Raw genomic sequence first — 16,650 nt, 5'->3', positions numbered from 1 at the left:
ACACTGAATCCTGAGATCCCACGAATTTCAGGAGAGTGCACCATGGCAATAACCGATAATGCCCTGACCAATCACGAAGTGACCATTTGCCTGGCCGGTGGTGCCGTTCTCGGCCCTTTCAATGCCACCTGGTCCCAGGACAATGGAGGTGATGTTCGTGAACTGGTGAAGGAATACGATGCCTTTTTGCAAGGTGAGAAACAGCGCCGGTTCAAGTTTCACCTCCACGATACCTACACCAATACCGTCCAGACATTAGTTGTTAACTTTGAACAGGTTACGGGAATCTGTGACCATGTGAGACTGAAGTCACACCACGGGGGCTGACGAGATTCCCTGATACCGATAAGGAGAGGGTGTCATGAGTGAATTCAGAACGGAAAAAGACAGTCTCGGAGAGGTGCAGGTCCCAGCGGATGCTCTCTGGGGCGCGCAGACACAGCGGGCTGTTGACAACTTTCCGGTCAGCGGCCTGCCCATGCCGCCGGCGTTCATTGGCGCTGTTGTCCGGGTCAAGCAGGCAGCGGCGGAAGCCAATGCCAGTCTCGGCTATCTGGACAATGAAAAACGGGATGCGATTGTAGAAGCCTGTGAGCAACTGGTGAGGGGCGAGTATGCGGACCAGTTCCCGGTGGATCGCTACCAGACCGGTTCCGGTACCAGCACCAATATGAACGTCAACGAGGTCATTGCTGCGTTGGCGGCGCGTGCCGGTGTACAGGTGAATGCCAACGACCACGTCAACATGAGTCAGAGTTCCAATGACGTGATTCCGACTGCCATCCACGTCAGTGCCGTCACAGTGGTTCAGACCCGGCTTTTGCCAGCGCTGTCTCATCTCTGCGGTGTTATCTATGAGCGCGAAGCGCTGTTCTCGGAGCAGGTAAAAACCGGCCGGACCCACCTGATGGATGCCATGCCGGTGACGGTGGGCCAGGAGCTCCGCACCTGGCGGGAGCAACTGCTGGCGGCGGAAAAGCGAGTGGAAGCGGCGGCTGACGATCTCATGGCGTTGCCGCAGGGCGGAACGGCCGTCGGTACCGGTATAAATGCACCGGATGAATTTGCCGAACAATTCGTCAAGTTTCTCGCGAGAGACACTGGCTATCATTTCCGTTCCCTGGAACACAAATTTGTCGGGCAAAGTGCGATTGATTCACCGGTGGCCTTATCTGCCCAGCTACGGGGTGTTGCCATCATACTGACCAAGATCGCCAATGATCTCCGGTGGATGAACAGTGGTCCGATTCATGGTCTGGCGGAGATCACCCTGCCGGCACTGCAACCTGGTAGCAGCATTATGCCGGGGAAAGTAAATCCGGTGATTCCGGAATCGGTTGCCATGGCCAGTGCCCAGGTCATGGGGATGGATACAACGGTTGCGCTGGCCGGTCAGTCCGGCAACTTTCAGCTCAACGTGATGTTGCCGCTGGTGGGCGCCAACCTGCTGGACATGGTGTCCCTGCTGAGCAACGCTTCCGCCATACTGGCCGAAAAAGCCATTAAGGGCCTCACGGTTAACGTGGATAACCTCAACGCCGGTGTCGGACGGAATCCGGTGCTGGTCACCGCCCTGAATCCGGAAATTGGCTACGACCTGGCGGCGGATATTGCCAAGGAGGCCTATCGTACCGGTCGCCCTGTGATTGATGTGGCTGAGGAGCGAAGCGGGCTGGACAGGGCCCGGCTGGAAACCTTGATGGATCCGCTCAAACTGACCCGTGGCGGGGTTTCCTGAACCGGAGGCAGCCTGACTTGATCCTGGCACTGGAGCTGTTTGTGATGTTGGTGCTGGCTAACGGAGCCCCTGTGGTTGCCAGGAAACTGTTTGGTCATCATTGGGAGACACCGGTGGACGGAGGTCGCCTGTGGCATGATGGACGCCCATTGCTGGGACAGAGTAAAACCTGGCGTGGTGTGGTGGCCGGCACACTGAGCTGCGGTCTGTTTGCCTTGGTGGCGGGTATGGGGCTGTTTTTCGGTCTGCTGTTTGGTTTGCTGGGGTTGCTCGGCGACATGCTCAGCAGCTTCATCAAGCGGCGACGCGGGTTGGCTGCCAGTGCCAGGGCATTATGGTTGGATCAGATTCCGGAAGCGCTACTGCCGATGATCCTTGCGTTTTTCTGGTTACCCCTGGGGTTCTGGCAGGCAGTGGCCGTTGTGGTGCTGTTTACCCTGTCCAATATTCTGTTTTCACCCCTGTTGTACCGTCTGGGTATCCGTCGGCAGCCACACTGATTATTACTCCGGCCCCCGGGTCAGGGTGTGGAGCGTGACTTCCGCCGGGCAGTTAAGTCGCACATTGATAACCGAGGTGCCGGATCCCGGCGAGGTGTAACCCTGCATGCCGTTCATACGCCAGGGGCCACGGCCAAGCGCCCTTGGACAGTCTGAATCCAGGGTGACGGGGATGCCTCCGGGCAGGCAGATCTGGCCGCCGTGGGTATGGCCGCACAGGAAAATGTCGAAGCCGGCGTGTGCGGCTTCCCGGAAGATTTCCGGTGTATGGCTCAGCAGTATACTGATGCCTCCAAGGGGTATGTCGTCTCCCGCCCGGTGCAGGTTGTGAACCTTGTAGAAATGGGCATCATCCACCCCGGCCAGATAAAGAGTTTCTCCGTTGCGACAAATTTCCGCATGTTCGTTCATCAATAGCCGGTAGCCCATGTCTTCCAGCCCGGGGACCATCCGTATACTGTCGTGATTGCCCAACACTGCGTAGGCGTCCCCGCGGATCGCATCCCTGAGTTTTGCCATGCCCTCCAGTGCCTCGTCCACGGGGCCCCAGGTCAGGCGCCGGTAATCCCCGGTCAGAACACAGAGGTCGTATTCCAGGGGGGCGATCTGGTCAATGACCGCCTGCAGGTTGGCTTCGTCCATATCGACATGCAGGTCTGTCAGGTGAAGGATACGGAAGCCTTCGAAGGATGCCGGCAGGCCAGGGACATGAAAAGCGTTGCTGGTGGTGTTCAAGCGCCGGCTGTTATTCTGTGCACGCCGAAACAGCCCGACCATTTGCAGGCAAAAGCGGATAAGGCCCGGGGCGGAGGCCAGGTTCTCCAGGTGGAACGACCTGAAGTTCGTTCCGAATACCCGGGCCTCGGCTTCCTGCTCAATCCCCAGCCTCTGGCGGGCGTGGACGGGACCGAGCCGTAGGCTCAGACGATACTCCAGCAACTCATCCTGACTTTCTGGTGTATGTGCCCTGGCGGTCATGGCGGATCCTGCGTTGCACGTGTTGACAAACCCCTAACCTCATTATGGTTGGCTCTGGGGGTGATGCAACCGGAATACGGCAATGTTCATGTTTGGGTTGATGCCGACAGTACCGATGTGAAACACCTAACTCCCGAAAAGTTGGACTCATGACGCACTCCGTTAAAAATGAACAAATGGATTCTCCCTGGCGGATTTTTCTGTTGTTTCTCCGGTTGGGCCTGACGTCTTTTGGGGGCCCTGCGGCTCACCTTGGCTATTTTCACGATGAATTTGTCAATCGACGGCGTTGGGTGTCCGATGCCGCATACGGGGAAGTGGTGGCCCTCTGTCAGCTGTTACCAGGGCCTGCATCGAGCCAGGTGGGGCTGACCCTGGGTTACCTGCGGGGTCATTACCGGGGTGCCGCTGCAGCGTGGCTGGGATTCACTTTGCCGTCCGCAGTGATCATGGCGTGTTTTGCTGCGGGCCTGAATTACTGGCCGGACGTTGCCGCAGGCGGCTGGATCACCGGTCTCAAACTGTTTGTGGTCGCGGTCGTGGCGCAAGCCGTGTGGCAAATGGGCAAAAGTCTGTGCCCGGACGGACCGAGGCTTTCCATCGCAATCCTGGTCGCGATCGCGCTGTTGACCCTCGGTGCGGCCTGGATGCAGGTGTTGGCACTGGTGGTCGCCGGCGCCGTTGGTGCGGTCCTGAAATTGCCTTCGCGAGCTGCCACAGACGCGCTGACGGTGCCGGTGAAGTCCCGTAAACCGATGGTGTTTGCATTCGTGTTCCTGGGGTTGTTGGTATGGTCTTTTGTGCCGCAACCTCCGGAAGGGCTGGGATGGATTGGAGCGGAGCTGTATCGTGCGGGCGCGCTGGTATTTGGCGGTGGGCATGTGGTGCTGCCCTGGCTGCAGGAGGGTTTTGTTGCCTCTGGTGTCATGTCGGCGGACACTTTTCTGGCCGGTTACGGGGTAGCCCAGGCAATGCCCGGGCCGTTGTTCACCTTTTCCGCGTTCCTCGGGGCGATCGAGGGGAGCTGGTCTGGAGCTGCAACTGCAGTACTGGCGGTTTTCCTGCCTGGCACCCTGTTGGTCTTTGCCGGACTCCCGCTCTGGTCCTGGGTACGAACCCATGATTCGGTACGGGCGGCCCTGGCCGGGGTTAATGCCGGGGTTGTCGGTTTGCTGCTGGCAGCGCTTTACGATCCGGTCTGGACCTCGGCTATACATTCAGTTAGCGGTATGGCGCTGGTGTTGTTGATGTGGATGTGCCTTGCGGTATGGCGAGTGCCTGTGTGGTTGCTGGCGCCGGCCAGCGCGCTGGCCGGCCAGCTATTGCTCTGAACAGGACGTACGCTGATGGTAAAATGATTACTTGAGGGCCACACTTGTGGGGTTCAGGAAAACAGCAGATAGCGGAGGCGATTATGGCGACATCATGCAATATTCCGGGGCTCGAGGTGCCAAGAAGCCGCTTCCCCGACCCGGAACAGGATCTGAACAGCGATTCCCCCGCAGCACATATTGTACTGGCGGGCGGTTGTTTCTGGTGTGTCGAGGCGGTTTTCCTGGCGATGGACGGGGTGACTCACGTCGAGTCCGGTTACGCTGGCGGCAGCGCTGACACGGCGAATTACGAGGCCGTATGCGGTGGACAGACCGGTCATGCCGAAGTGGTGGATGTTCACTACGATCCGTCCAAAGTCAGCTTTGGTCAGCTATTGAAAGTATTCTTCTCCGTGGCCCACGACCCGACCCAGTTAAATCGCCAGGGCCATGATCGCGGGACCCAATACCGCTCTGCTGTATTCTATGAGACGCCGGAGCAGAAGCGCGTGGTTGAAGCATACATTCGCCAGTTGGATGCTGCCGGCGTCTATCCTGAGCCCATCGTTACCAGATTGGAGCCGCTGGAGGCGTTCTACCCGGCCGAGGCCTACCACCAGAACTTCGCTGCCCAGAACCCCTATCAGCCCTACGTCATGGCGGTTGCCGCACCGAAGGTGGAGAAGCTGGTGAAGTCCTATGGCGATTATCTGAAACCCGATTACCGCAATGACGACACAGCCTGAGGAGATTGTCATGAGTGTTTCTGCTTCCGGATACGACCTGACACCACTGACCCCGGCACAGGTCGAGGAAATGTCAGCAGACCTGTCGGTGGAAGAGCGCCGGGTGCTGCTAGACCACGGTACCGAGCACCCCTTCTGCGGGACGTTGCTGGATAACAAGAAAGAGGGGGTCTACCACTGCCGGTTGTGTGATCTTCCGCTGTTCAGCTCCAACGCCAAGTTCGATTCCGGAACCGGCTGGCCCAGTTTCTTCCAGCCCTACGATAAGGAACATATCCGCTACATTGAGGACAACAGCCTGGGTATGACCCGCACCGAGATCCGCTGTCCGCGGTGTGACAGTCATCTGGGCCATGTTTTTCCCGACGGCCCCCCTCCCACCGGCCAGCGGTATTGCCTGAACTCCATTGCCATGGTGTTTCGGGACCAATAAGGAACCTGAATGATCAGACTGAATATGAGCCCGCTGACGGAGTCGGCGACGTTGTTGCGGCGGGCAGGGGTGGTTCTGGGATCGGTGGGCCTGACGGCGTTGTATTCCCTGCTGGTCCTGTTGCGGGCATTGTTCGGTCGGCTGAATCGCCCCATCGTCGACAAGTACTGCCGGGAATGGTCAGCAGCCCTGCTGAGACTGGTGCGGGCGAGTCTTACGGTCCGGGGTGCGGTACCGGACTTTGGCGATGGGCGGCGGTATATCATTATGTGTACCCACGCCAGTCACTATGATATTCCGGTGACGTTTGTATCTATGCCCGGCTCGGTGCGGATGCTGGCCAAGAAGGAGCTGTTCAGCATTCCGTTGCTGGGGCAGGCGATGAAGGCGGCCGAGTTCCCCTCTATCGACCGGAGCCATCGGCAGCGTGCCGTGAAGGATCTGGAGAAGGCCCGGGCGATGATGGAGAGCGGTATCGTGCTCTGGGCCGCGCCGGAAGGCACACGATCACCCGATGGTCGGTTGCTGCCCTTCAAGAAGGGATGCTTTCACCTGGCGCTGGACACCCAGGCGGTGATCGTTCCGGTGGCGATTAGGGGGATTCACAGGGTTTTGCCGGCCAGGACCTGGCGTCTCAACCTGGGACAGCCGGTGGATGTCCGGGTCGGCGCACCGATCGATACGTCGGGTAAGGGCAAGGAAGATCTCGCGGAGATAATGACCGAAGTACGTGGCCGCCTGGAAGACTTATTGGGAGACGGTGAAGCCGCGTGAATCCACGGCTTCACCTTTTGCGATCAACTGATGATGGTCGACGCCAGATAGCCCGTGTAGCTCACGTAAACCAGCAGCAGCAGTGCGCCGTCGAAACGGCTGACCAGCCTGCGTTTTCCGGTTAATCCGACCGTCATCAGCAACAGCCCGGCGGTGAGCGCGGCCATGAGTGTCCAGTCGCGATAAAGCACCTCGGGGTCAACGATCAGGGGCTCTATGGTTGCTGCCAGGCCGACCACGGCCAGCGTATTGAATATACCCGAACCCACAATATTGCCGAGAATCAGGTCGTGTTCGTTCTTTTTGACTGCAGCCAATGCCGATGCCAGTTCCGGCAGTGAGGTGCCGATAGCAACGATGGTCAGACCGATGATCAGGTCACTGACGCCCAGGCTCTGGGCGATGGTCACCGCGCCCCAGACCAGCATCCTGGAGCTGACAATCAGCAGCACCAGACCAACCACCAGCCATATCAGGGCGACTTTCAGCGGCATCGGATGGGCGATCAGTTCCGCATCGGTATCGCCCACCAGCGTGTCACCTTTTCCCTTGATGCCCTGATAGATGGACCAGCCCATGACGGCGGCGAATACGCCCAGCAAAACCCAGCCATCCAATCGTGTCAGCTGCCCGTCCAGCAGTTGCACCCCGGCAATGGCGGTCAGCGCCAGCAGTAATGGCAATTCCTTGCGAATGACCTGGGAATGGACCGCGATGGGGGCAATCACGGCTGTCAGCCCCACAATCAGGGCAATATTGGTGATGTTGGAGCCGTAGCCGTTACCCAGTGCAAGGCCGGGGTTGCCATCGGCTGCTGCCATGGCGGAAACGGCCAGTTCCGGGGCTGAGGTGCCGAAACCAATGATCACCATGCCAATCAGTAACGACGGCATGCCCAGATGTTTGGCGGTAGCGGCAGCACCTTCAACAAATCGGTCGGCACTCCAGACCAATAGAATCAGACCGGCAATAATGGCTCCGATTGCCAACAGCATAATCAAACCTCAGTGAATGAAACGACCCAGCATGAACACCCCTGCGTATCCAAGGGTGTATGCCAGCAAAAGGTGGCCAAGATACCGCATATAGGTAGCAAAGGTCAGCCCGGGAATCTTGCTCATGGCGACGATGCCTGCGGCCGAACCGATGACCAGCAGCGATCCGCCCACACCGACGGCATAGGTCAGCCCCATCCATTCCCCGGAGCTCATCTCTATACCGGACTTAAGCAGCGCGGCGGTCAGCGGGACATTGTCGATAATCGCGGAGAAAATCCCCATCAGGTAGTTGGCCGCCACCGGGGGCAGGACATCATAAATAGCCACCAGGGATTGCAGGGCATGGATTTCCTTGAGCATGCCCACCAGCAAAAGAATCCCCAGGAAGAACAGCAGGGTCTCGAACTCGATCACGCGGATGTATTCGAGGATCGGGTCCAGGTCGCTGTCATCACTCATGAAGCGCGACACCAGGAACATGATTGACAGGCCGAAAAGGAACGTCAGCACCGGTGGAATGCTGAACAAGGCATTGCCGGTGATGGTCGCAATGATGGTCAGCAGGAACAGAACCCCGATAACCGCGTCGACGGGGCGCACAGTATTCACGGAAGTTTTCAGGGTTACCGTGCCGGTCAGCCCCTTCGACATGAATATGGCGAGAATAAACACCGTAATGGATGCCGGAATGGCAAGGGTCAGCAGCGTCAGGATTTCCACCTTGTCCGCCAGGAAGATCATCAGCGTGGTGACGTCACCAGTGATCAGTGATACGCCGCCAGAGTTCACCGCAAATACCACCAGTGTGGTGAACTGAATGCGTTTTTTCAGTTCCAGATCCAGGGAAAGAATTAATGAACATGAGACTAAAGTGGCGGTGATATTGTCCGCCAAAGACGAGAAGATAAAGCAGAATAGACCGGTCAGAAACAGCAGTTTCCTCTCGCTTACCTGTTTCGGCATGATCAGGTACACCACATTTTCGATCATACCTTTCTTGTTCAGGTAGGCGACAAACGTCATGGCCGCTACCAGGAACAGCCAGAGCCCGGCAATTTCGGCGATGCTGTCCGCCAGCCCTGCCGAGATAGTCGTCGTTTCCTCAGGCCCTGTGCTGAACAGAAACAGCAGCACCCAGCTCAGAGTGCCGAAGAACAGTGTGATCTTGGCCTTGTTGACGTGAATAACGTCTTCAAAAATGACGCCCAGCAGGGCCAGGGCGGCCAGAAAAATCAGTAGGAACTCAAAACCGGACATACGACATCCTGAGACGGTTTGTGATCAACGCGGGCGGATTTTAGACCTTTGACCCGTCGCAAGCCACTGTTCGTAGGTACAAATGACTGTTGGGTTATGGTCGATAAGGGGGGTAAAACGCACCCATTGACTATCGCAATTTATTCTTGGGGCAAAAACCGGGATAATTGCGCCTCACATTCGGACAGGAAGCTGTTGCCGGGCCCGAATCGACATGCCCTGCTGGCTTCCCAAAGGCCTCTTTGCTGATCGTGGAGAGGTGACAGGCTCAAAACCAAGCAGGGTGAAGACCAATGGCCGTAAGACAGGCAGACGTAGTGCTGGTCGGCGGGGGCGTCATGAGCGCTACCCTCGGCATGATGCTCAGGCAACTGGACCCATCACTGGACATCGTCATGGTGGAACGTCTTGATCACGTTGCCCATGAAAGCACCGATGGGTGGAACAACGCAGGTACCGGCCACGCCGGCTACTGCGAACTCAATTACACTCCCGAAACCGAAGATGGTGATGTCGCCATCGAGCGGGCGCTGAAGATCAACGCCTCCTTTGAAGTGTCGCTGCAATTCTGGTCCTATCTGGTTGAGCAGGGCATGTTGCCCGAACCCACATCGTTCATTAATCGTACGCCCCATCAAAGCTTCGTCTGGGGTGAAAAGGATGTGGCGTTCCTCCGGCGCCGATACGAAAAACTCTGCGCCCACCACCTGTTCCGGGAAATGGAATACACCGAATCCCCGGACGATCTGGCTGAGTGGATGCCACTGGTGGTCAAGCACCGTGACCCCGCACAGCCAGTCGCGGCCACCCGGATCAAGCATGGGTCGGACGTTGATTTCGGCTCGCTTACCCGCAGCATGGTCAAGTATCTGGAAAGCACGCCCAATTTTGAACTGATGCTCAGCAGCCCGGTTCACTTCCTGGCAAAGAGGGACAATGGTCGCTGGAAGGTGCGGGTAAAAGACCAGAAAACAGGTGAGGTCAAGAAGCTGGAAGCGGGCTTTGTGTTCCTGGGGGCCGGTGGTGGCGCCCTGCCGATGCTGCAGAAGTCCAATATCGACGAGGCTCGCGGTTACGGCGGTTTCCCGGTCAGTGGCCAGTGGCTGGTCTGTCAGGAGCCGGAGGTCGTCAAACAGCACCATTCCAAGGTCTATGGCAAGGCGCCCATTGGTGCGCCGCCGATGTCGGTACCACACCTGGATACCCGTATCATCAATGGAGAGCCGGCGTTGCTGTTCGGGCCGTTTGCCGGGTTTACCACACGGTTCCTGAAGCAGGGCTCGGTGTTCGATCTGTTCGGGTCGGTGAAGCCCACTAACCTGCGTCCGATGCTTTCCGTTAGCCGGACCAACATGGACCTGACCCGTTACCTGATTGGTGAGGTGTTCCAGTCCCACGCTGAGCGTGTGGCGTCATTGCGCAACTTCTTCCCGAATGCCCAGGAGCAAAACTGGAAGCTACAGAGCGCCGGCCAGCGGGTACAGATCATCAAGCAGACCCCCGACGGTGGCGGTAAACTTGAGTTCGGTACTGAGATCGTGGCGGCGAAAGACGGCTCGCTGGCGGCCCTGCTGGGGGCATCACCCGGCGCCTCTACCGCGGCCCATGCGATGATTGACGTCATCGAGCGCTGTTTTGCTGACAAGATCAAGACGGCCGAATGGCGGGACCGCATGAAAGAAATGGTACCGTCCTATGGTCAGTCCCTGGTCGACGATGAGTCCCTGCTCCGGAAAGTACGGGACAGAACGCTGACAACGCTGCAATTGGGCTGATATACCCAATTAATCTAAAAACCGTAGAAGCACCACGGATACTGGTTCAATTACCAGTGTTTGTGGTGCTTTTTGTGTTTTATCAGGGGCGAAATATTTGCCATTTGTACTGAAACCTCTAGCTTAGTAGGTACATCCCCTGAAAGGAGAACTGCCGTGAGTGAGCAAACGTTCAATCCGGACAAAGGATACATCGCTCTGCTGGGGTGGAGTCTCAACGCCGTTGAGGCTGCAGACAAGTTTGATCGCCGGTATGTCGTGGTTGCCCCTGATTGGGCTGAACCGTACTGTCAAGAGCACGATATCCCCTACGTGCCCTGGAATTTCGAACGCCTGAACGATCGTTCTTTCGAAATTGCCCAGACCCTCAAGGAAATGGGGGTAAATGTGGCCATTCCGCTGTTTGAGGAAACCGTGGAGTGGGCAGGTGCCATCAACTCGGTGCTGCTGGATAACCCCCGTCTGTTTGGTCAGGCCATGTTGTTGCGGGACAAGGCGTTGATGAAGCGCCGTGCTCAACTCGGCGGCATCCGCGTGGGTATTTTCGAAGAGGCTCACGACAAGGAAGATGTGGTGCGGTTCCTCAAGCGGGTCAACCAGACACTGTTGAAACTCGATGGTGACCCTAATGACCCGATCCACCTGAAAGCCTTCGACAAGGCCGGCTGCCTCGGACATCGGGTGATTCGTACCCCGGATGAAGTGGATACTATTCCGGAGGAGGAATTCCCGGTGTTGATGGAATCCCACCTGGACGGCTGGGAGTTCGCCGTGGAAGCCTGGATCCACAAGGGTAAGGTCGCGTTCCTCAATATTTCGGAATACGTGACCCTGGGCTATTCGGTGTTTGTGCCGGCCACGCCAGATCTGGAAAAGTATCGCCCGCAGATCACCGCGGAGATCGAGAAGCTGATCAAGACCTTCGACATAGAGTTCGGATTTATACACCCGGAGTACTTTGTCACCAGTGACGGTACAATGTATTTTGGGGAGGTGGCCTACCGCCCACCGGGCTTCAAGGTCTTTGAGCTATTGGAGCGGGCTTACGGCTTTAATGCCTATCAGGGCTTGATACTGACATTTGATCCGAAGACTACCGAGGAAGAGGTGAAGGCTTTTTTCCCGAAGGAAGTGGTGGACGCCAAGGGTTATGCCGGTTGTTTCGGTGTCTATCCCCGCCGTCGGGTGGTCAGCAAGCTGGAAATGCCCGAGGAGACCGAAAACCACGAGTATTTCGAGTCCCATGAGTTGACACCGCCGGTCGAGGAAACTGTTACCAAGCGTACCGCGTTTGGTACCCATTGGGGGTTGATCTACTTCTTCGGTGAGGATCCCTATGTGATGCGGGATCTTCTTAAACACCAGGAAGAACTGGATTTCTATGTATAATTCCGTCAGGAATTACTAACTATGGGCCTGGTCCAGGCCTGAGGAAGACAGTTTGAGCGACTCTGACGCTGGCAGCGCTGTACCGGCCGTCAACTTTGAAAAGCTGGTACAGCGACTGGATGACGCGATTGAGGCGCTGGAAGACAGTCGCCCCTTTGCCAAGCCTGCAAAGCTACCCCGGCTGATTGATATCGTTCGCCGGGTACTGCTGCAGCCAGAAGGTTGTGCGGCCGTGGTCGCGCGTGCGGAACGGCTGGAAGATGCTGGTGTCTTCCTGGGGACTGACTGGGCCGAACCCGCCATTCTTTTGCCGTACCTGAGCACCAGTTCACTGCAGAGCCCCCATGCCGATACCGTTATCATCGAAGCACTCAGCGAATTGCGGTTGTTGGCGGTGGCGACCGGGGATTTTCTGCATCCGTCGGTTTCTGCGGAACAGGCCCACCATTACCTGACCCAGGTGCTGGCCCTCAATCTCAGCTTGCTGTTTGGTGAGGGGGGGAGGCCGAACGTGAACAGGGCAAGTTGGCACTGATCAGTCGTAGCGTGATCCAGCATGTGGCCCGTGAAATCGGCTATGAGCATGTGATTGACCGGCTGATTGAGGAAATCTGGCGCATTCTCCAGCAACGCCCGATCCAGGTCACCAGCGTCCGCAGGATGATTACCCAGATTGCTTTATGCCGGACTGATCCGACTATTGATCTTGGTGGTGCCGGGCAGGGCGCTGAACGCCTGATCTCCAGTCTTTATGGTCCCACGCAGGCCTGCCGCGAAGACCCGGGTATCCCGGTATACGAAGACCGGCTGCAGTCCATGGACGCCGTAGCGCTGCAGAGCGAGGCTACCGGGTTTGCCCGTTCCATGCATGACACCGGGCTGGTGTCTCCCTATCACGCGGCGTTTGTCCGGTATATTCTGGAAAATCAGGATACTCTGTTGACGGAAGCGTTGGGGCTGTCCAGTACTGGCCGGGATTGCCTGCTGTGCTACCGGGAGCTTGTGCATGAGCTGATAGTTGAAGGTGTCTTCCCAGAGACAGCCCAGGGGTTATATGGTCTGTCATTGATGCTGGAGCGGGGCATCCTCTACCAGCCTCCGGTGGCGCCGGCATTGTGGCGCCAGGTGCTGTTATCGATTTGTCCCCAGGCCCGCGAGCGCATCCAGCTGGCTTACGGTTATAGCCCGCAACCGAGGGCCTGGCTGATTCAGGGAGTGATGAATATGCTGGGCCAGCCCCTGGGGGTTGGCCAGGGTAATAATCCCACCTGCCAGTCGGCCAGGGCCTTGTCCATGTGGGCGTACAACGACCCCGACTACCTGCTGCAAATGGTGGCCTGGGCGGCCCGAGATAATGAAATCATCATGCATTTCGAGGGCAAGCCGGTGTCATCCGCCTACAGTGAAGGTGGGGTTGCTTCGGAGATAACCCTGGATCTGGACCCTGTCTCCCTGGTGGTGGTGCCGCATCTGGACCGCATCTACGCGGAAATGGGGCGCCTGTGTGTCGATCGCCCGGGCGATCCTCACCAGTGGGTGAACCCGGAATTCCATGGCTGGTCGGCTGGCCGGGGTTTCGCCATCAATGTGGATGTGGAGACCGGTAAACTCCAGGATCTCGAAGGCTTTCTGCGCCATTTCTATGCCAGCTACCACCCGTATTACAACGGTAATCAACCGCTGATCCATCCGCAGCCGGCCGGTGTAGCCGTTACTGACAGCGCCGCGCGATTTATCGGGTGGCACGCCATTACCATCCTGCGGGTGGCTCTGGACCCGGAAGACGTAATGCGGGTGTATTTCTTCAATCCCAACAATGACAGTGGCCAGAACTGGGGTGATGGCGTGGTGGTGAGCACGGCCCGCAAGGGCGAGCGGTTTGGCGAAGCCTCGCTGCCGTTTGAGCAGTTTGCATCCAGGTTGTACATCTTCCACTTTGATCCCCTGGAGCGCGGTGAGCCGGCGGACGTCCCCCTGGACGAACTGCAGCGAGTGATCGAACGGGTGCATGGCAGTTGGGGACGTGATCGGGTACCGGCGGATATTTCCCTGCAGGCGGTGCCCCCGCAATCCACTCCCTAATCTGGACAGTAGCGACTGACAATCAGCCCCTGCGGATCAGGAGATACTATGACAGGACAGGCCGGTAATACCCCCAATGGTGCCGAAATCTTTGTACGTGCGCTGGAGAACGAAGGTGTGCGATATATCTTTGCCGTTCCCGGTGAAGAGAATCTGGACTTGCTGGAAGCGCTTCGGGAATCGGATATTCAGTTGATTCTCAACCGCCATGAGCAGGCAGCCGGATTCATGGCGGCGACCTATGGCCGGTTGACCGGGCGCGTTGGGGTCTGCCTGTCGACCCTTGGTCCGGGAGCGACCAACCTGGTAACCGCAGCGGCATACGCCCAACTGGGTGCCATGCCCATGATGATGATCTCCGGGCAGAAGCCGATCAAATCCTCCAAGCAGGGTCTGTTCCAGATCCTGGATGTGGTCGACTTGATGCGCCCGCTGACCAAGTACACGCGACAGATCAGCAACGCCAATACCATTCCCGCCAAGATCCGGGAAGCCTTCCGTCTGGCCTCGGAAGAGCGCCCGGGTGCGGTTCATCTGGAGCTGCCCGAGGACATTGCCGCCGAGATCACGGCACCGGACATTCACATTTTTCAGCCCAGTGATGCGCGCAGGCCGACGGCCAGCACCAAAAGCCTGGAAATAGCCTGCGAGATGATCCATCGTGCCCGTCACCCGCTGATCATGATCGGAGCCGGGGCGAACCGTAAGCGGGTGTCCCAGGCACTGATTCACCTGGTCAATACCAGCAACATTCCGTTCTTTACCACCCAGATGGGGAAGGGCGTGGTGGATGAGCGGCATCCCCGATACCTGGGCAACGCAGCGCTCTCCTCAGGGGACTTCGTTCACTGCGCCATTGACCACGCCGATCTGGTGATCAATGTGGGCCACGATGTGGTGGAGAAGCCTCCATTCTTTATGAAACCAGGCGGCAAGCAGGTTATTCACGTTAATTTCAGCGCTGCCGACGTCGACCCGGTGTATTTCCCTCAGCACGAAGTGGTCGGGGATATCGCGAACAGTGTCGAATACCTTGCCGAACACTGCCCGCCCTGTGACAGCCACGACTTCAGCCGCTTCATGGAAGTAAAGGCCGCGGTGGACGAGCACGTGCACGCAGGTGAGTCCGACGCCCGCTTCCCGATTATCCCCCAGCGCATTGTCCACGACGTGCGGCAGGTGATGCCTGAGGACGGCATTATTGCCCTCGATAACGGTATGTACAAGCTCTGGTTTGCGCGCAATTACCCGGCCTACGACAACAACACCGTGCTGCTGGACAACGCCCTGGCGTCCATGGGCGCGGGCCTGCCCAGCGCCATGATGGCCGCAATGCTCTATCCCCACCTGAAAGTGATGGCGGTGTGTGGTGACGGCGGCTTCATGATGAACAGCCAGGAGCTGGAAACCGCTGTACGCCTGAACCTGAATCTGGTGGTGCTGATCATCAACGACAGCGCCTACGGTATGATCAAGTGGAAACAGTCTCAGGAAGGCTTCCCGGATTTCGGCCTGGATTACGGTAATCCGGACTTCGTGAAGTATGCGGAATCCTATGGCGCTGTCGGGCATCGGGTGACGCGCACGGAAGACCTCAAACCTATTCTGGAGGCTGCCCAGTCTGCTGGTGGCGTTCACCTGGTGGATGTGCCGGTGGATTACAGCGAGAACAAGCGGGTGTTTGATGAGGAACTGGTGGAGCTGACCTGCAACCTGTAACCGGTGTATGATCGGCTTCCCGATCAGTCTTCAGAGGAACGGTTGAATGGTTCGCTCCGTGTTGAGAATGTTTGTCTGGGTGTCCCTGGCGATCCTGGTATCCGCTTGCGCAAAACCCAATACCCCGCAGGAGGTGGCTGCCGCCTTCTGGCAGGCCATGGCTGAAAACGACGCCAGCGACGTGGTTGAGCTCTCCACCCTGGATAGTGACGACCGCTTCGATAATTACGAGCGTGACTGGGCCGACGTCGTGCCCTCTTTTGGTCGCGTAGTGATCGATGGCACCGAAGCCTCCATCGTTACCCGCTTGCCGGCGGAGAGCGCCGATAGCAATGAGCGTCGGGAAGTCATGACCTATCTGGTCGAGCAACAGGGGCAATGGCTGGTGGATTACCAGCGTACCGGCGAAGCCATCATGAATCCGTCCCCGTTCAGCAGCTTGATGGGCCAGCTCAGTGAGATCAGTGACCGCATCGCAGAGAATTTCTCGTCTTCCTCGAGCGATATGGAGCGGCGCCTGAACGATATGGCCCGCGAGTTGGAGGCCTACTCCAACGACGTTGCCCGCCGCGCAGACGAGGCCATCAACGATTACGGCCAGGTACTCCGGGACTACATGGAAGAACTGGAAGAATCCATTAACCGGGCGCTGGAGGAGAACCGCCAGGCACCGGAAGACGACCGGAAAACCCTGGAGCAGGCCGCGAAGGACCTGGAAACCGGCAGTGAAGAGCTGGCCGAACCCACACTGGAGGGGCTGGCCCAGGCGACCCGTACCCTGACCGAAACCGGCCAGCGGCTCGCGGACGTGAGCAGTGAATCCTTCGAGCGCAACCGTGACGAATGGGCAGCAAAGCTGCAAGAGATCCGGGAGCGTTCCGAAGAGTTTTTCCAGGACCTGAGGGACAGCCTGAGAGCGGAAAACGAGGCGGGGTAACACCCCCGCCA

14 protein-coding genes and 1 pseudogene are annotated in these 16,650 nt (G+C 58.0%); 12 read left to right on the top strand and 3 right to left on the bottom strand.

The window, feature by feature from the left end; genetic code table 11:
- The first annotated feature begins 42 nt into the window (after positions 1-42).
- From EHN06_RS17385 to EHN06_RS17375, 3 genes are read left to right on the top strand one after another with little or no spacing between them, the layout of a single operon-like run.
- Positions 43-327: a hypothetical protein gene (locus EHN06_RS17385; RefSeq protein WP_127333769.1), complete on the top strand. Its 285-nt coding sequence runs from the start codon at positions 43-45 to the stop codon at positions 325-327.
- A gap of 34 nt (positions 328-361) precedes the next feature.
- Entirely contained in the window at positions 362-1,738 is a 1,377-nt protein-coding gene (locus EHN06_RS17380; protein WP_127333768.1) for a class II fumarate hydratase, read from the top strand.
- Positions 1,739-1,755: 17 nt separating this feature from the next.
- Positions 1,756-2,238: a CDP-archaeol synthase gene (locus tag EHN06_RS17375; protein ID WP_127333767.1), complete on the top strand. Its 483-nt coding sequence runs from the start codon at positions 1,756-1,758 to the stop codon at positions 2,236-2,238.
- A gap of 3 nt (positions 2,239-2,241) precedes the next feature.
- Here the strand turns inward: EHN06_RS17375 and EHN06_RS17370 are convergent, their stop codons facing one another.
- On the bottom strand, positions 2,242-3,216 hold the full coding sequence (locus tag EHN06_RS17370) for a metallophosphoesterase (RefSeq protein ID WP_127333766.1): 975 nt from the start codon (positions 3,214-3,216) through the stop codon (positions 2,242-2,244).
- A 149-nt stretch (positions 3,217-3,365) separates the two neighbouring features.
- On the opposite strand from EHN06_RS17370, the gene chrA reads away from it, so the two are divergent.
- The 4 genes from chrA to EHN06_RS17350 all read left to right on the top strand — a co-directional run bounded on the left by chrA (position 3,366) and on the right by EHN06_RS17350 (position 6,482).
- Positions 3,366-4,547, top strand: a complete 1,182-nt coding sequence (gene chrA / locus EHN06_RS17365) for a chromate efflux transporter (RefSeq protein WP_127333765.1) — start codon at positions 3,366-3,368, stop codon at positions 4,545-4,547.
- An 83-nt stretch (positions 4,548-4,630) separates the two neighbouring features.
- Positions 4,631-5,275, top strand: a complete 645-nt coding sequence (gene msrA / locus EHN06_RS17360; protein ID WP_127333764.1) for a peptide-methionine (S)-S-oxide reductase MsrA — start codon at positions 4,631-4,633, stop codon at positions 5,273-5,275.
- A gap of 10 nt (positions 5,276-5,285) precedes the next feature.
- Positions 5,286-5,708: a peptide-methionine (R)-S-oxide reductase MsrB gene (msrB, locus tag EHN06_RS17355; RefSeq protein WP_127333763.1), complete on the top strand. Its 423-nt coding sequence runs from the start codon at positions 5,286-5,288 to the stop codon at positions 5,706-5,708.
- 9 nt (positions 5,709-5,717) lie between these two features.
- Positions 5,718-6,482 (top strand): lysophospholipid acyltransferase family protein, encoded by a 765-nt coding sequence (locus EHN06_RS17350; protein WP_127333762.1) that lies wholly within the window; start codon positions 5,718-5,720, stop codon positions 6,480-6,482.
- A gap of 23 nt (positions 6,483-6,505) precedes the next feature.
- Here EHN06_RS17350 and EHN06_RS17345 read toward each other — a convergent pair whose 3' ends face one another.
- Entirely contained in the window at positions 6,506-7,477 is a 972-nt protein-coding gene (locus tag EHN06_RS17345) for a calcium/sodium antiporter (RefSeq protein WP_206075679.1), read from the bottom strand.
- A 9-nt stretch (positions 7,478-7,486) separates the two neighbouring features.
- Complete coding sequence (nhaD, locus tag EHN06_RS17340; protein WP_127333761.1) at positions 7,487-8,737, bottom strand: sodium:proton antiporter NhaD; 1,251 nt, start codon at positions 8,735-8,737, stop codon at positions 7,487-7,489.
- A 293-nt stretch (positions 8,738-9,030) separates the two neighbouring features.
- On the opposite strand from nhaD, the gene mqo reads away from it, so the two are divergent.
- The 5 genes and pseudogenes from mqo to EHN06_RS17315 all read left to right on the top strand — a co-directional run bounded on the left by mqo (position 9,031) and on the right by EHN06_RS17315 (position 16,639).
- On the top strand, positions 9,031-10,512 hold the full coding sequence (mqo, locus tag EHN06_RS17335; protein ID WP_127333760.1) for a malate dehydrogenase (quinone): 1,482 nt from the start codon (positions 9,031-9,033) through the stop codon (positions 10,510-10,512).
- A 156-nt stretch (positions 10,513-10,668) separates the two neighbouring features.
- Positions 10,669-11,901: an ATP-grasp domain-containing protein gene (locus EHN06_RS17330; protein WP_127333759.1), complete on the top strand. Its 1,233-nt coding sequence runs from the start codon at positions 10,669-10,671 to the stop codon at positions 11,899-11,901.
- 52 nt (positions 11,902-11,953) lie between these two features.
- Positions 11,954-13,983 (top strand): annotated as a pseudogene (locus EHN06_RS17325) (hypothetical protein).
- A 48-nt stretch (positions 13,984-14,031) separates the two neighbouring features.
- Positions 14,032-15,702 (top strand): acetolactate synthase large subunit, encoded by a 1,671-nt coding sequence (locus EHN06_RS17320; protein ID WP_127333758.1) that lies wholly within the window; start codon positions 14,032-14,034, stop codon positions 15,700-15,702.
- 46 nt (positions 15,703-15,748) lie between these two features.
- Positions 15,749-16,639, top strand: coding sequence for a hypothetical protein (locus EHN06_RS17315; protein ID WP_127333757.1), 891 nt, complete (start codon positions 15,749-15,751; stop codon positions 16,637-16,639).
- Positions 16,640-16,650: the final 11 nt, after the last annotated feature.

Origin of the sequence: Marinobacter sp. NP-4(2019), assembly GCF_003994855.1 — a bacterium.
Classification (GTDB): Bacteria; Pseudomonadota; Gammaproteobacteria; order Pseudomonadales; family Oleiphilaceae; genus Marinobacter.
This window is presented reverse-complemented; position numbering and strand designations above follow the sequence as displayed.

Bases quoted from the DNA above. Each gene is read 5' to 3' on its own strand.
- EHN06_RS17385 (WP_127333769.1), top strand. From the start codon at position 43: ATGGCAATAACCGATAATGCCCTGACCAATCACGAAGTGACCATTTGC.
- EHN06_RS17380 (WP_127333768.1), top strand. From the start codon at position 362: ATGAGTGAATTCAGAACGGAAAAAGACAGTCTCGGAGAGGTGCAGGTC.
- EHN06_RS17370 (WP_127333766.1), bottom strand. From the start codon at position 3,216: ATGACCGCCAGGGCACATACACCAGAAAGTCAGGATGAGTTGCTGGAG.
- chrA (WP_127333765.1), top strand. From the start codon at position 3,366: ATGACGCACTCCGTTAAAAATGAACAAATGGATTCTCCCTGGCGGATT.
- msrA (WP_127333764.1), top strand. From the start codon at position 4,631: ATGGCGACATCATGCAATATTCCGGGGCTCGAGGTGCCAAGAAGCCGC.
- msrB (WP_127333763.1), top strand. From the start codon at position 5,286: ATGAGTGTTTCTGCTTCCGGATACGACCTGACACCACTGACCCCGGCA.
- EHN06_RS17350 (WP_127333762.1), top strand. From the start codon at position 5,718: ATGATCAGACTGAATATGAGCCCGCTGACGGAGTCGGCGACGTTGTTG.
- EHN06_RS17345 (WP_206075679.1), bottom strand. From the start codon at position 7,477: ATGCTGTTGGCAATCGGAGCCATTATTGCCGGTCTGATTCTATTGGTC.
- nhaD (WP_127333761.1), bottom strand. From the start codon at position 8,737: ATGTCCGGTTTTGAGTTCCTACTGATTTTTCTGGCCGCCCTGGCCCTG.
- mqo (WP_127333760.1), top strand. From the start codon at position 9,031: ATGGCCGTAAGACAGGCAGACGTAGTGCTGGTCGGCGGGGGCGTCATG.
- EHN06_RS17320 (WP_127333758.1), top strand. From the start codon at position 14,032: ATGACAGGACAGGCCGGTAATACCCCCAATGGTGCCGAAATCTTTGTA.
- EHN06_RS17315 (WP_127333757.1), top strand. From the start codon at position 15,749: ATGGTTCGCTCCGTGTTGAGAATGTTTGTCTGGGTGTCCCTGGCGATC.